This window comes from Allobosea sp. NPDC055353, assembly GCF_053644975.1.
On sequence record NZ_JBSHMC010000002.1, the window covers coordinates 353626 to 367234 of the forward strand.

The 13609-nt window shown below is 66.6% G+C and carries 10 protein-coding genes, 1 other RNA gene and 2 pseudogenes; 7 read left to right on the forward strand and 6 right to left on the reverse strand.

What is annotated here, in order from left to right:
* Nucleotides 1–16 precede the first annotated feature (16 nt).
* Nucleotides 17–1567 (reverse strand): ABC transporter substrate-binding protein, encoded by a 1551-nt coding sequence (locus tag ACWIEX_RS15020; protein WP_454033830.1) that lies wholly within the window; start codon nucleotides 1565–1567, stop codon nucleotides 17–19.
* Nucleotides 1568–1651: 84 nt separating this feature from the next.
* Nucleotides 1652–3484 (reverse strand): CocE/NonD family hydrolase, encoded by a 1833-nt coding sequence (locus tag ACWIEX_RS15025; RefSeq protein WP_454033831.1) that lies wholly within the window; start codon nucleotides 3482–3484, stop codon nucleotides 1652–1654.
* Between the two features lie 118 nt (nucleotides 3485–3602).
* Between ACWIEX_RS15025 and ACWIEX_RS15030 the strand changes: the two genes are divergently transcribed.
* Nucleotides 3603–4517: a LysR family transcriptional regulator gene (locus ACWIEX_RS15030; RefSeq protein WP_454033832.1), complete on the forward strand. Its 915-nt coding sequence runs from the start codon at nucleotides 3603–3605 to the stop codon at nucleotides 4515–4517.
* Nucleotides 4518–4877: 360 nt separating this feature from the next.
* Here the strand turns inward: ACWIEX_RS15030 and thyA are convergent, their stop codons facing one another.
* From thyA to ACWIEX_RS15045, 3 genes and pseudogenes are all read right to left on the reverse strand, one after another.
* Nucleotides 4878–5780 carry a thymidylate synthase gene (gene thyA, locus ACWIEX_RS15035; RefSeq protein ID WP_454033833.1) on the reverse strand — a complete coding sequence of 301 codons (903 nt, stop codon included), beginning with the start codon at nucleotides 5778–5780 and terminating at the stop codon, nucleotides 4878–4880.
* A gap of 218 nt (nucleotides 5781–5998) precedes the next feature.
* Nucleotides 5999–6082 (reverse strand): annotated as a pseudogene (locus ACWIEX_RS15040) (thymidylate synthase); the annotation flags it as partial.
* Nucleotides 6056–6181, reverse strand: a pseudogene (locus ACWIEX_RS15045) (thymidylate synthase); the annotation flags it as partial. The pseudogenes ACWIEX_RS15045 and ACWIEX_RS15040, both read right to left, overlap by 27 nt.
* Before the next feature lie 215 nt (nucleotides 6182–6396).
* On the opposite strand from ACWIEX_RS15045, the gene ACWIEX_RS15050 reads away from it, so the two are divergent.
* The 6 genes from ACWIEX_RS15050 (at nucleotide 6397) to ACWIEX_RS15075 (ending at nucleotide 9559) form a co-directional block, all read left to right on the forward strand.
* Nucleotides 6397–6660 carry a hypothetical protein gene (locus ACWIEX_RS15050; protein WP_454033834.1) on the forward strand — a complete coding sequence of 88 codons (264 nt, stop codon included), beginning with the start codon at nucleotides 6397–6399 and terminating at the stop codon, nucleotides 6658–6660.
* Nucleotides 6661–6698: 38 nt separating this feature from the next.
* Nucleotides 6699–7084: a transfer-messenger RNA gene (ssrA, locus tag ACWIEX_RS15055) on the forward strand.
* A gap of 62 nt (nucleotides 7085–7146) precedes the next feature.
* On the forward strand, nucleotides 7147–7719 hold the full coding sequence (locus ACWIEX_RS15060) for an SspB family protein (RefSeq protein ID WP_454033835.1): 573 nt from the start codon (nucleotides 7147–7149) through the stop codon (nucleotides 7717–7719).
* Between the two features lie 14 nt (nucleotides 7720–7733).
* Complete coding sequence (fumC, locus tag ACWIEX_RS15065) at nucleotides 7734–9128, forward strand: class II fumarate hydratase (RefSeq protein ID WP_454033836.1); 1395 nt, start codon at nucleotides 7734–7736, stop codon at nucleotides 9126–9128.
* A gap of 15 nt (nucleotides 9129–9143) precedes the next feature.
* On the forward strand, nucleotides 9144–9338 hold the full coding sequence (locus ACWIEX_RS15070; RefSeq protein ID WP_454033837.1) for a DUF4169 family protein: 195 nt from the start codon (nucleotides 9144–9146) through the stop codon (nucleotides 9336–9338).
* The gene (locus ACWIEX_RS15075; protein WP_454033838.1) at nucleotides 9335–9559 is read left to right on the forward strand and encodes a ribbon-helix-helix domain-containing protein; all 225 of its coding nucleotides are present in this window, start codon (nucleotides 9335–9337) and stop codon (nucleotides 9557–9559) included. Before ACWIEX_RS15070 ends, ACWIEX_RS15075 begins: the two co-directional genes overlap by 4 nt.
* Before the next feature lie 282 nt (nucleotides 9560–9841).
* On the opposite strand, the gene ACWIEX_RS15080 is transcribed toward ACWIEX_RS15075, so the two are convergent.
* Nucleotides 9842–13450, reverse strand: coding sequence for an AsmA family protein (locus tag ACWIEX_RS15080; RefSeq protein ID WP_454033839.1), 3609 nt, complete (start codon nucleotides 13448–13450; stop codon nucleotides 9842–9844).
* Nucleotides 13451–13609: the final 159 nt, after the last annotated feature.

The window sequence follows — 13609 nt, forward strand, 5'->3', positions numbered from 1 at the left end:
GCGACCGCCTCCATGCTCACTTCTTCCAGCGTGCCAGATAGAAGTGGGCGAGCTCGTCCGGCGTCACCGGCAGGTCGAGTTCGGCGTTGAAGGCATAGGTCCGGCCGTAGCTGAACAGCGGCACCATATAGGCCTGCTCGTTGATGCGGGCGAGCGCCTTGCCGTAAAGCTCCTTGCGCTTCTCCGGGTCGACGCTGGTGTCCGCCGCCTGCAGCCAGTCGCGCACCTGCGCGTCGCGGGCATAATCGTCGATGCTGAACTTGAAGTAGTTGCTCACCGAGGCCGAGGCGTCGAGCACGCCCTGCGAGCCCCAGCTCAGATGCGCCACCTCGGCCTTGCCCTCCTGCAGGATCGGGCGCAGCGCCCGCCACTGCAGGTAGCGTAGATCGGTCTTGATGCCGACGGCGCGCAGATAGTTCATCACCGCCTCGGTGTAGGGCCGGTCGCGATAGGCGTAGATCGGGATGGTGAAGCCGTCGGGATGCCCGGCCTCCTTCAGCAGCGCCTTGGCCTTGGCGGGGTCGTAGGCATATTCCTCGGTCTTGGTGTCGCAGCCGAACTGGCGGGCGTCGCACATGAAGCGCAGCACCTCGGAGCCCTCGCCGACGAGCTCGCGCGAGATCGCCGCCCGGTCGATGGCGTGGAACATCGCCCGGCGGACGCGCACGTCCTTCATCGGGTTGTCGCCGGAGCGACCCGCCGCGTCGAGCGAAAGGAACGACATGCGCGTCGTCGGCGCGGCCTTGACCGTGACGCTCGGCATCGCGGCGAGCTGCTTGGCGTTCTCGGACGGCACGCCCCAGATCCAGTCGAGCCCGCCGGTCACCAGCTCGGCGAGCTGGGTGTCGGTGTCGGGGATGGTCTTGTAGATCAGCGTGCCGATCGATGGCTTGCCCTTCGGGCTGTCGGCGAAATAGGCGTCGTTCTTGACCAGCGTCACCGAGGAGCCGGATTTGAACTCCTTGAGGTTGTAGGGGCCGATGCAGACCGGCTGGACGGCGCCCCAGTCGCGCCGCGCCTTGCCGCCGGTGTCGACGGTCGGCGCCTTGTCGTAATGCCCTTCCGGATAGATCGGCGTGATGCCGGAGAAGTATTCGATCGCGGCCGGCGTCGGCGCCTTGGCCTTGAAGATCACCGTGTCGGCGCTGGGCGCCTCGACATTCTCGATCCAGTCGACCAGGAGCCTCGTCACCACGCCGCTGTCGGGCTGGCGGGCGTGGTTATAGGTGTAGGCGACGTCGGCCGCCGACAGCTCCTTGCCGTTCGAGAATTTCAGCCCCTTGCGGAGCTTGAACTCGAGCGTCTTATCGTCGATCCAGCGATAGCCGGTCGAGAGCAGCGGCTTGTATTCGCCCTTGATCGGGTCGCGATACATCAGCGTGTCGCACATCTGCTGCGCGATGATCACGACCTCGCGCAGGTTCTGGTAGTAAAGATCGACCGTGTCGACTTCGCTGGCCGAGGCGAAGACCAGCGTGTCGTCCGCCTTGCCGGCCTGGGCCGCGCCGGCCCCGAGGCCGAGCGCTGCCGCGACGGTCAACGCCGCCGTCATGATCCGAGTTGTCATCATCGTTCCCCTACGTCCCGTTTCAGGATCAGTCTTCACGCCCGCCCATCTCCTCATGACCGGGCGTGATCTCTTGCGACCTTCTCAGACTGCGGGCCTCACCGGCAATCTGATCGTCGAATTCGTTGCGCCGCCGCGATGCAGCGTCAGCTTCGGCGGCCGGCCATGCGGCACCTGCCCGCAATGATCGGCATCGGCGCCCGCGATCGCGATGCGGATGCGGCTGCCTGCCTTGAAGGTCCACGACGTCGGCAGCAGCGCGAAATGCAGGCGCTGCGGCTCGCCGACCGGCATCGGGGCGGCGTCGGCCCGGGTGAAGCTGCGGAACGGCCAGGTCGTGCGATGCTCCGGCGGGCATTCGCTCTCCTTGCGATGCAACGCCCGTAGCAGCCCCTCGGTGACGTAGCGCACGGTGGCGTCGGCCTCGACCTCAGAAAGATACACGAAAATTGCGGCGTCGGGCTCGCTCGACGAAACAAGCAGATCGGCGATCACATGTCCCGAAACCTGCCAGTCCCGCTCCAGCGGCGCGGAATCGTAGCGCAGCATCGCCTCGTCGCGGCGCTGCCAGTCGATATAGTAGTCGCGGCTGTCGATCGCGGCGATGCGCTCATAGCGGGTCTGGCCGCCGGTGCCCCTGCTGAAATCGACTTGATACGCGTCCGCGCCCGCATCGCCGGCCTGCGGCGAGAGGCGCGCACCGCCGTCGAAATGCAGCGTTTCGCTGGCTTCGATCGGCGGCCAGGAGGTCGCCTCCTGCCAGGCTTCCTCATGCATGGTGTAGTAGTGGATCGGCGCCTCGTCGCGGAGCCCGGTGTCGAGCCCCATCAGGTACTCGTCGAAGAAGCGCAGCACTTCGCCGACGATCGGGAAGTCGGGCTCCACCTTCGGCCGCCAGGGCGAGCAGTCGATGCGCGCGCCATGGTCCCAGGGGCCGAGCAGCAGATGGCGCTTCGGGTTCGGCAGCGTCAGGAAACGGCTGATCGAGCCGTTGGCGTAGCCTGCGCCGTCCATCCAGCCCGAGACCGAATAGACCGCCACCTCCGGGTCGATCCCCTCATAGAAGCCGTAGGGGCTGAACTTCGCCGAGGTGAATTCCGGGTCATAGGGCAGCGTGTCGCCCTTGAATTTGAACTCGGTGATGAAGTCCGGCATGTGGAAATTGCCGATATGCTCGGTGATCGCCTGCCGGCAGAGCGCCCCGTCCGCATCCTCGTCCACGGGCTGCGGGCCGGCATAGTTCGGGTTGGCGTAATAGGCGACGTTCTTCAGCAGGTCGCGCCGGTCGTGGTCCATCGCGATCATCAGGTCGTCATAGACCCGCGCCAGCTCCTTCAGCAGGATGCCGCCTGGATAATAATGGTCGGAATAGGTGTCCCAGACCGCAAAGAGCGGCGCGATCGCCTTGACCGCCTTGTGGCCGGTGCTTGCGAGGAAGTCGGACGCCGCGCCGAGATAGGACACGCCGGTGGCGCCGATCGCCCCGTTCGACCAGGGCTGCGCCACGATCCAGTCCGCGATGGCGCGGCAGTCCTCGCGCTCGCGCGGCGAACGGAAGCTGTCGCGCGTGCCGAAGCTCGCGCCCGTGCCGCGCACATCGATCACCACCAGCGCATAGCCGGCGGGTACGAAATTGTCGCGATAGCGGAAGGAGCCAGGCGTGACCTCGTCGCCCTTCGTGGTGTCCGCCAGCGCGAAGCGGCGGTAATAGGGGGTAAAGATGGTGATCGTCGGAAACGGCCCCTTGGCCGCAAGGCCTTCCGGAGTCTGCGGCAGGTAGACATCAACGGCGAGCCTGCAGCCGTCAGGCATCGCCACATAGTGCGAGAAGGGCTTCTTCGAGACGCCGTAGGGGCGCTTCCGCTCCTTCAGATAGGCCCACGGAGCCACTCGCCAGGCTGGATTCTCGGTCGCCATCGCAATCGCCCGTTTCATACCATTCCAGTTTGAAACGCGAGCGTCGCAACACTCGACATATGCGTCAAATGCGTAATAACGAATGAATAGTGCCTTTTTCACATAAGGGCGGAGCCGAATGCTGGGGTTGCGAGGTTTGGAGGCGCTGCGCGCCTTCGTCGAGGCCGGAACGGTATCGCAGGCTGCGGTCCGGCTCGGACGTACCCAGCCGCAGATCGGGCGGCTGCTCAGCGCGCTCGAGGCCGAGCTCGGTTTCCAGCTTTTCGATCGGCACAACAAACGCCTGACGCTGACCGCCGAAGGCCGTGAGTTCTACCAGCATGTCGAGCGGCTGCTGCAGGGCCATGACGGGCTCGAGCGCTTTGCCTCCCAACTGCGCCGCGGCGGGCGCCACCACATCCGGGTGCTCGCCGCGCCGCATGTCGCCGAAGCGATCGTCATCGATGCGGTGGCCACGCTGTCCCGGAGCGCGCCCCGCTTCACGGCCAGCGTCGATTCCCGGGTTCGCATCGACATCGACAACTGGCTGGGCCAGGAGCATTTCGATCTCGGCATCACCGTTCTCCCGATCAGCCATGCCGGTTTCGAGACCGAGGAATTCTTGCGCATCGAGGCCGTGGCAGCCATGGCGGACAGCCATCCGCTGGCGCGGCTGGAGGCCGTGACGGTCGCGGACCTCGCCAGCACCAGCTTCATTGCCACCCACCGCCGCTCGCTGATCCAGAAGGAGATCGAGCGCCAGGCGGACGAGACAGGCGTTGCGCCGGATTCGCGCTTCGAGACGCAGAGCGGCATGATCGCATGCCAACTCGCTGCGCGCGGCCTCGGCTGTTGCGTCGCGGACCCCTTCGTCGCGCATTCAAGCGGAACGCCAGGCTTGATCTTCCGGCCGTTCCGCCCCGTCATCGAACTGCGCTACGGCTTCGTTTTCCCCGCCTGGCAAAGCCGTTCGCGATTGGGCCGGGAGCTCTCAGCTACGATCGCAGAGCGGGCGAAAGTACTTTGGGGCACGATAAGGACGTCTTTCGGTTGATTTGCCGAGCCAGGAGTTCGAGATGATAACCCGCCCGATTGGCCGGTCGCCGGATTGAATGTCAGCTCATCGACAGCAAATCGGAAGGATTCAGATCCTTTCGATGTTGGGCGAGCGTCGTTCTCGCAGCCAAGTGCGTTGAGCCTTTTGGCGGCGCGCTTCGAATCCTTCATCGCGGCGCGCTTCGAATCCTTCATCGTCTTCCGCTCCTCCCAGCCCCAAGAGAAACGACGCCGAAAACTCTAACCCGAAGCGATCCAGTTTTAAGGGCTCAGATCAGCGGACCAGGCAGCTCGGAACCGGATCAGCTCCGACTCCAGTCAGATCCCGAGATATCGTGGTGGCCGGCCATCGCTGAACTCAGACCGCGACGTCTGCCTTGATGACGGCGTGAGGCGAATAGCCCTCGACCTCAAAGTCCTCGATCCGGTAGTCATCGATGCTCGCAGCGTGCCGCGTCAGGCGCATTTTTGGCAACGGACGTGGGTCACGGGCCATCTGCTCTCGAGCCTGTTCAAGATGATTTAAGTAGAGATGCACATCTCCGCCAAACCAAACAAAACTACCCAGTTTCAATCCGGCTTGTTGCGCTATCATCAATTGAAGGGCGCAGCAGTTTACCCAGTTGAATCCGACCCCAAGGAGCAAATCTGCCGACCTCTGGAAACACAGAGAGTTCAGGCGACCATCAGAGGTAACGTGATACTGATAGACCATATGGCACGGCGGAAGCGCCATCTGACCTAGCTCGGCGACGTTCCAGCCGTGGAACAACATCCGACGACTCGACGGATTATTACGCAATGTCTTGATCAGACCCTCAATCTGATCGTGCTCACGACCATCAGGCCCCAGCCACCGACGCCATTGCTTGCCGTACACGGGGCCCAGATCACCCCATTCTCTGGCAAACTCGTCATCCTCCGCAATGCGCTTCTCGAATTCGGACTGATTGATGTCTAGCCCGGTTTCGCGGCGGTATTTGGCCAGCGGCCAGTCCGTCCATATTCGCACATTCTCGCGAATCAGCGGCTGAATATTGGTCTGCCCGGTCAGAAACCAGAGCATTTCTTTCACTGCCGTTTTCCAGAAGATGCGCTTGGTTGTGAGAATCGGGACCGTCCCGTCCGATAGATCAAAGCGGGCCATCGCGCCAAAGATGGACCGGGTGCCGACCCCGGTACGATCCAGCCTCTCGTCGCCGTGTTCCAGAACGCTCGAGAGAAGATCGAGAAATTGGTATTCCGGGTGCCGCCCGCTCATTCCTGCCTCCTGCAGCTTTCACCCGCACCGCATCGGAAATGCGGGCGGATAACGATCCGTCAAGCCAATCGAGATCTGGCTACAGCGCCTGCCGCAGCCGCTCCCTCGACAGGAACTTCGATCACTCATTGATCATAGCGCTATGCTGCACGCTGCTCTGGAAAAGTCCGTACATGCCGAGAAAGCCATTCATCGACGTGCGTTGCCATGCCGGGAACGAAACGCACGCCGAGGAAGACATCGGCCAAGCGCTGGTAGAGCTGGCCGGAGAGCCTGCCGTTCGCAACGAAGAACTGGAACAGGCGCATCCGGTGGCCGAAGACGGCCAGCGTGCCGGTGCGGTCGTCCTTGCGGACGCCCTCGGTCAGGACGCGTTGGAGCAGGTCGTGATACTGGCGCATGGCGACTCTCTGGAAGGCGCGCGACTATAGCGGCTGACGCGTCGCTTGGCCCTGTCCGGCAGGCAGGCATCCCCAGCCTTTGCCGCACCTCCTGCCAGCGTATGGCGGGAACCTGTCCCCTCACGCAAACGCGACAGCCCGTGAGGCCTTCCCGTCCGCAAACCCGCCCCAATCGGCGCCGCTCATCGCGCGCTCGATTCGTAGGGATAGTCGACATGCCGACCCTGACCCGCCCGCGCCGTCTGCTGGTGGCGCTGCTTCTCAATGCCGTGGCCGCGGTTTCCGCCCATGGCGAGGAGACCTTCGCCAGCCCGATGATCTCCGAGCGGCAGGCCCGCGACATCGCCTGGAGCGCCGGGCTCGTCCATGTCGAGGAGATCGTCCGCTCCGGTGATCGCTGGGAGGTTGCCGGCCGCACCGCCGAGGACGACGAGATGAGCCTCGACATCGACATCAGAAATGGTCGCATTCTCGATTGAGGCGGTGAAGCCTCACTCTTTGTCGAAAACGCATGAGAACCCTTTCCCAACGCCACGGGCTTCCCTATATTCGCAGGTGCCGCTCGCAAGAACGGCTATGGCGATAAACGGATCTCGAAATAAGCCTTTCGGACCCGGGGGCAGTACCCGGCGCCTCCACCCCAGCCCTGCGGCGCGAGCAGCAGGAACTTGCAGCCGGATGGTTGCAGGGCTGCGGCGGGGGCGAAACAGGATCGACGAGGGTGTAAAGGTTATCCTTTTGCTCGGCATGGTTCCGCCGTTATCGGGCCAAAGCATAGTTGCCAACGACAACAATGCTCGGGTTGCCGTCGCCGCGTAAGCGGTGCTGGTTCCCAAACCAAAGCCCTTGCGCTTAGCCGCGTAAGGCGGGGCTCGGAGGCGCCTGGCAACAGAAGCCTCCACTTCTTTTTCTGACGGCCTGCCGGCTGTTCCCGCCGGAACGCAACAAGCGGAAATCGCGCCTCGATGTCCAAGGATGTTCTTCGTTACGATCTCATGGTGCAGGACGCGCTGAAGGGCGTGGTCCGCAAGATCCTGACGGAGGCCGCACGCGACGGGCTGCCGGGCGAGCACCATTTCTATGTCACGTTCCGCACCCAGGCGCCGGGCGTGCGCCTGTCGCAGCGCCTGCGCGAGAAGCATCCCGACGAGATGACGATCGTCCTGCAGCATCAGTTCTGGGACCTGAGCGTGGGCGAGCATTCCTTCGAGGTCGGCCTCTCCTTCTCCGGCGTGCCGGAGCGGCTGCTCGTGCCCTTCGACGCGATCTCGACCTTCTTCGACCCTTCGGTCCAGTTCGGCCTGAAATTCGAGGCCCAAGACCAGGCCGAAGACGCAGTTTCGCAGGAAGCCGAGCCCGCAGAGGTGCCTCCGGCGCCGGCGAAGATCATGCCGGCCGCCCTTCCCGCCGCCAAGGGCAAGGCACCCGCCGCCGAGCCCGCCGCCGCATCGGCTAAAGCCGAACCGGCTGCCGAGGGCGACGACAGCCGCGGCAGCGCCGAGGTGGTCAGCCTCGATTCCTTCCGCAAGAAGCCCTGACAACGACGGACGCCATGACCGAAACGCGCACCGAAACCGATTCCTTCGGCCCGATCGCGGTGCCCGCGGATCGATACTGGGGCGCGCAGACGCAGCGCTCCCTCGAGAATTTCCGCATCGGTGGCGAGAGCGAACGCATGCCGCTGCCGCTGGTCCATGCGCTGGTGCTGGTCAAGAAGGCTGCCGCCCATGTCAACGCCAGGCTCGGCCTGCTCGACCAGCGCGTCGCCGGCGCGATCGCCCATGCCGCGGACGAGGCGCTCGCCGGCAAGTTCGACGGGCATTTCCCGCTGGTGATTTGGCAGACCGGGTCGGGCACCCAGTCCAACATGAACGCCAACGAGGTCCTGGCGAACCGCGCCAATGAATTGCTCGGCGCGGGGCTCGGTGCCAAGAGTCCGGTCCACCCCAACGACCACGTCAATCGCGGCCAGTCCTCGAACGACGCCTTCCCGACCGCGATGCATATCGCGGCGGTGCTGGAGATCACGCGCCGCCTGCTGCCGGCGCTGCGCAATCTCGAAAAGGCGTTGAACGCCAAGGCCGGGGCCTTCAGGCATCTCGTCAAGATCGGCCGCACCCATCTCCAGGATGCGACCCCGGTCACCCTCGGCCAGGAATTCTCCGGTTATGCGATGCAGCTTCATCTCGGCATCGGCCGGATCGAGGCCGCGCTCGGCGGGCTCTATGCGTTGGCGCAGGGCGGCACGGCCGTCGGTACCGGCCTCAACACCCATCCGGATTTCGCCGCCTTCTTCGCCAAGGAAGCCGCGACGCTGACCGGCCTGCCCTTCCGCAGCGCCGACAACAAGTTCGAGGCGCTGGCGAGCCATGGCGCGCTCGCCGCCGCCCATGGCGCGCTCGCCGCGCTCGCTTCCGACCTGTTCAAGATCGCCAACGACATCCGCCTGATGGGCTCCGGCCCGCGCTCGGGGCTGGGCGAGATCAGCCTGCCGGAGAACGAGCCCGGTTCCTCGATCATGCCGGGCAAGGTCAATCCCACGCAAGCCGAAGCGCTGACCATGGTCGCGACCCAGGTCCACGGCAATCAGGCGACGATCGGCTTCGCAGCATCCCAGGGCCATTTCGAGCTCAATGTCTTCAAGCCGGTGATCGCAGCCGCCTTCCTGCAATCGGTCCGGCTGCTCGCCGACGCGGCCGAGAGCTTCCGCGTCAACTGCGTCGAGGGCATCGAGGCCAACGAGGCGCAGCTCAAGGAGCTGCTCTCGCGCTCGCTGATGCTGGTGACGGCGCTGGCGCCGGCGATCGGCTACGACAAAGCCGCCAGCATCGCCAAGGCCGCCCATCACAACGGCACGACGCTGCGCGAGGAAGCGCTCAAGGCCGGCGTCGATGCCGAGCTCTTCGACAGCACAGTCAAGCCCGAGCTGATGCTCGGCCCGGCCTGACGCGAGGCTCGCCCGGTGGCCGAGATCATCAACCTCCGTCAGGCGCGCAAGCAGAAGGCACGTGCGGAGGCTGAAAAGACGGCCGAGCAGAACCGCATCTCCTTCGGCCGGACCAAGGCCGAGCGTAAGCTCACCGAGGCCGAGCGCGACAAGGCCACCCGCCATATCGACGGGCACAAGCGCGACCGCGACGAGCCGGAGCCGGCATGAGACCTGAGCGCAAGCGCTCGCTCAGCATCGCCGGCCACCGCACCAGCATCTCGCTGGAGGCGCCCTTCTGGGAAGCGCTGAAGGAGATCGCGGCCAGCGAGGATCGCCCGATCGCGGCGCTAGTCGCCGAGGTCGATTCCGGGCGGGGCGAACTGAACCTCTCCTCCGCCCTGCGGCTGCATGCACTGGCGCATTACCGGAAGTTGGCGGGCAACATCTGAGGCGGTGCGGACGATCGCCGAGCCGCTTCGGATCAGGCTCCTCCTTGTCATTCCGGGGCTTCGCGCAGCGAGGAACCCGGAACCCACGACTGGGCGAGCCCTTGGTAACCCGGCCTGGACGTTCGACCCCGTCGTGGGTTCCGGGTTCGCGCCTGCGGCGCGCCCCGGAATGACAAGAGATTCGTGTGCGGAGCCGGCGCAACCGCCGCGAACAAATCCGCTCCTGCTCAATGACTTGCAGCGAATTCCGGAATCAAATCGCGAAGCGCTTGAATCAACCTCTCAGGGCATCGGCGCGCTGCGCGGCTGCGGTGCCGGCTGTATCTGCATCGGCGGCGGCAGCGGAGCGACACCGCCGGTCGGAGGTTGCACCGCCCCTTCCGGCGCGCTGCTGCGCGGCGCCCCCGGCAGCACGAGCGGGCCGGGCTGCGGTTGTGGCTGAGCTTGCGGCGCCGTCGATTGCGCAGCCGCCCGCTCGGCTGCGGCCCGGGCGCGCTCTTCGGCTTCCGCCCGTCGGCGCGCTTCCAGTTCGGCACGGGCCTGCTCGGCGCGCCTGATCTCCTCGGCGCGCTTCTCTTCAGCCAGGCGCCGTTCCTCCTCGATGCGCCGCGCCTCTTCCTGGCGCTTCTCCTCGGCGAGGCGAGCCTCCTCCTGCGCCTTCAGGAACTCGCCCAGCTTGCGCTCGTTCTCACGCATCTCGCGCTCCGCCCGGAGCCGGCGCGCATGGAGCGAACGCTCGCGCGCATCGGCCTCGAAAGCCTCGACCCGCTCGATCTCGCGCGCCAGCGCCCGCGCCGCAACCGTGTTCGACAAGGCGCTGACATCGCTCTCGCGCCGGAGATTCGACAGCGGCCCGCGCCAGGCGATGCCGATCTGCGGCGCGTCGCCCGGCCAACCCTTGGGCAGGGCACCCAGCGGCTTCAGACCGAGCCTGAGATCGGCGGTCAGCGCGCGCAGGTCGAGAACGCCGCTCGCCTCGGCACGCAACCCGCTGCGCTCGAAGGCGAAGGGCTGGAGCCGGATCAATCCGCCGGCCAGGGTGAACGGCAATGCAATGTCACCGAGAGCCCAGGCATCCTTGTCGAGGGCCGCACTGAGACGGTCCCGCAAGCGCGAAGCGTCGCTCTCGGACGCATCCTCGCCAGTCCCGGCGATGACGCGCGCATAGGCGTTGGGGTCGAAGCGGGCGAGACGCGTGCCGTTGAGCGTCAGGCTGCCGGCACCGCTCAGGCCCGCGACCAGCCGCGCCGGCGTCTCGCCCGAACCGCCGAACTCGATCTGCCCGGAAGCCCTGCCGCCGACGGCGCCCCTGGTCAATTCGCCAAGATCGATTGCCATCAGGCTGAGCCGCCCGTTGAGCTGGGCCAGCCCGCCGTCGCGCCGCAGGCCGAGGCGCCCGGCGACCTGCCCGCCGCCATAGCTGCCGCGGATATCGTCGATCCTGAGGCCGTCCTGATCCGTCCGCAGGGTGAAAGCGGCGTTGCGGATCGTGCCGTCCTCGAAGGCGAGCAGCGCGCCGGTCTCGACCGCAATGTCGAAATCGGGGAACCCGGCAATGCGCCCGAAGCGCCCGGTCGACCAGATCGCACCGGGAGCAGCGGCGACCTGCCCGAGCGCCGCATTCATCAGCGGACGCAGATCGACGGTCGGGACCGCGATACGACCTGACGAGCGCCCCTCGCGCGGCACCAGCAGCGAGCCGCTTGCCGCCATCCCGCCGAGATGGGCGGTGATCTCGTCGAGCCGGATCGCCTCCTCGGCTATCGTGAGCCGCGCATGCGCATCGATGACGCCGTCCGGCAGCAACCGCGCTGGCCCCTCGGCAAGGATCTGTCCCGGCCCGTCCGCCTGCAAGCTCAGTCGAGGCCCCTGTCCGCTATCCTCGACGACAACGGACAGCCCCTGCCCCGCCAGCGAACCGGTTGCCTTGCCCCGGTCCAGTTCGAGGTTGAACCGCCCCGCGCCGCCCTGCTGCGGCAGCGGCAGGCCGAAAGCCGCGAAAGCCTGCCGCCGATCGCCGAGGTCGAAGGCGAGCCCCACCCGGCTCCAGTTGCCGGCCCGGTCGATCCGTCCATCGAGCTTGAGCTGGCCGGCCGCGGCCGTGCCTTCGGCGGACAGGCTGGTCTCGCCCGAGGCTGCGCGCGTCAGGCGGAAACCGGTATCGAGCCGCGCCAACCCCTCGCTGACGCGCCGGAGCGCCTGCACCGCGGTTTCCGGCAGCAGCGGCCCGGCCAGCGCCGTCAATGTCTCGAAGCGCGGCGCCCGCACCCGACCGGAAATCTCGCCGCCTTCGGCCAGAAGCGCACCGGCGCCCGTAATCGCCACGCCGCCGAAGCCTTCGACCGAGAGCCGGCTCAGGCGCCAGATATCGCCCTCGCGCCGGAGGTCGAGATTGGCCGAGCCCGGCGGCGCGTTGCGGAAGCGCAGATTGGTGAGCGCGAGCTCCAGCGCCACGTCCCGCTGCCGGAGCAGGCCGGAGAGACTGGTGCCGGGCGGCAGGGTATCGAGCGAAAGCCCATTCACGGAGGCCTTCGCCGCGATCCGGTTCGGTGCGATCTCGCCGGAAGCATCGAGGCGCAGACCCGACGAGCCCGCGACCAGCAGCCGCTGGAACCGGCCGCCCTCACCCGTCCAGGCACCGACGGCATCGGCATCGATCCGCCCGAGGCGCGCAATGAAATCGGCCAGGGCCGGATCGAGCCCGGCCCGCGCCAGCACCAGCCCGACACGGCGGGCATCGTCGGCCTTGAGGTTGAACCGGCCCGAGGCGCCTTCCGCATTCAGGCTTCCGCTCGCGCCCAGCAAGGCGCCGGCCACGCGCACCGAAGCGGAGGCATCGCTCAGGCCGCCGTCATGCAGGCGCCCGCGCAGGGCGAGCGTCGAGAAATCCTCGCCATGCCAGATCAACTGATCGAGATCGAGGCTGAGATCGAAAGCGCCGGGCAGGCCCTGCAAGGCGCGCTCAAAACCCTGCCGCTCGGCCAGCGCCATCATCAGCGCATCGGCATCGAGCCGCCTTGCGCGCAGCGCCAGCGAGCCCTTGCCCGTTCCGGGCAGGTACTGCCCCTCCCCTTCCAGGCGCGCCGCCCCGCCCGCGACATCGAGCGTGAGCCCGGCGAGGTCGAGCTGCCGGCTGCCACCCTTGACGCGACCCGTCAGCGCGACCGCCCCGCCCGGCGAGAGGTTGAAGGCACCGTCCAGTTCCGCCCCGAAGCCGTCAGTGCCCTTCGGGAAGAGCAGTGCTCCGTCGAAGCCGAGCTGCAGGTCCTCACCGGTGAGATAGGCTTTCGTCCGCAGCCGCCCGTCGGCCTCCATCTCGCCCGTCGTGACGCGCAACGACGCGCCCGCAACCTCGCCCTCGAAGCGCCACGGGCCGGCAAGGCTGACCGCCGACATTTCGGCCGCGATCGGCGAGAGCGTGACGGCTGGTTTCCCGGCCTCGCGCCAGATCAGGGTCGAGCGGCTGATCGTCAGACGGTCGAGGCTCGCCCCGGCCGGAATACCCTTGCCGCTTCGCTCGGGCAGGCGAATGACGCCCGCCTCGTCCAGCGAGAGAGAAACCGCCGCACCGTCGAGCCGCGCTTCGGAGAAACGAAATTCGCCGCGGGCCAGGGCCGCCAGCGCCAGTTCCACGGTCACATGTTCGGCCGTGGCTGAACTTGCCGCACCGTCGCCAGGCCCGATCCGCACATCCGCGAGCGCAATGCGTGGCGATGGCAGCAGCCGCAGGCCGATCCCGCCGCCGATCTGCGTCTCGACGCCGAGCGCTTCGCTCAGCCGCGCCTCGATCTGCGGCCGATAGGCCTGCCAGTCGACGAAACCGGGGCCGATCAGGGCCGCCAGCAGCGTCAGCACCAGCAGGCCGGCCAGAACTGTCAGACTCTCACGCAAATTCCGCTATCTGCCCCTGTCGCCATGGTGGAACGCCGCCAACCTGGGACGTCATTGCGAGCGCAGCGAAGCAATCCAGGAGGACCGGGTAGAAACGTCGAGCCCAGCCCTCCTGGATTGCTTCGTCGCTCCGCTCCTCGCAATGACGGCCAATGCCGG

Coding starts and splice junctions, on each gene's coding strand:
- fumC (WP_454033836.1), top strand. CDS start 7,734: ATGACCGAAACGCGCACCGAAACCGATTCCTTCGGCCCGATCGCGGTG.
- thyA (WP_454033833.1), bottom strand. CDS start 5,780: ATGAGCGGGCGGCACCCGGAATACCAATTTCTCGATCTTCTCTCGAGC.
- ACWIEX_RS15075 (WP_454033838.1), top strand. CDS start 9,335: ATGAGACCTGAGCGCAAGCGCTCGCTCAGCATCGCCGGCCACCGCACC.
- ACWIEX_RS15020 (WP_454033830.1), bottom strand. CDS start 1,567: ATGACAACTCGGATCATGACGGCGGCGTTGACCGTCGCGGCAGCGCTC.
- ACWIEX_RS15025 (WP_454033831.1), bottom strand. CDS start 3,484: ATGGCGACCGAGAATCCAGCCTGGCGAGTGGCTCCGTGGGCCTATCTG.
- ACWIEX_RS15050 (WP_454033834.1), top strand. CDS start 6,397: ATGCCGACCCTGACCCGCCCGCGCCGTCTGCTGGTGGCGCTGCTTCTC.
- ACWIEX_RS15060 (WP_454033835.1), top strand. CDS start 7,147: ATGTCCAAGGATGTTCTTCGTTACGATCTCATGGTGCAGGACGCGCTG.
- ACWIEX_RS15030 (WP_454033832.1), top strand. CDS start 3,603: ATGCTGGGGTTGCGAGGTTTGGAGGCGCTGCGCGCCTTCGTCGAGGCC.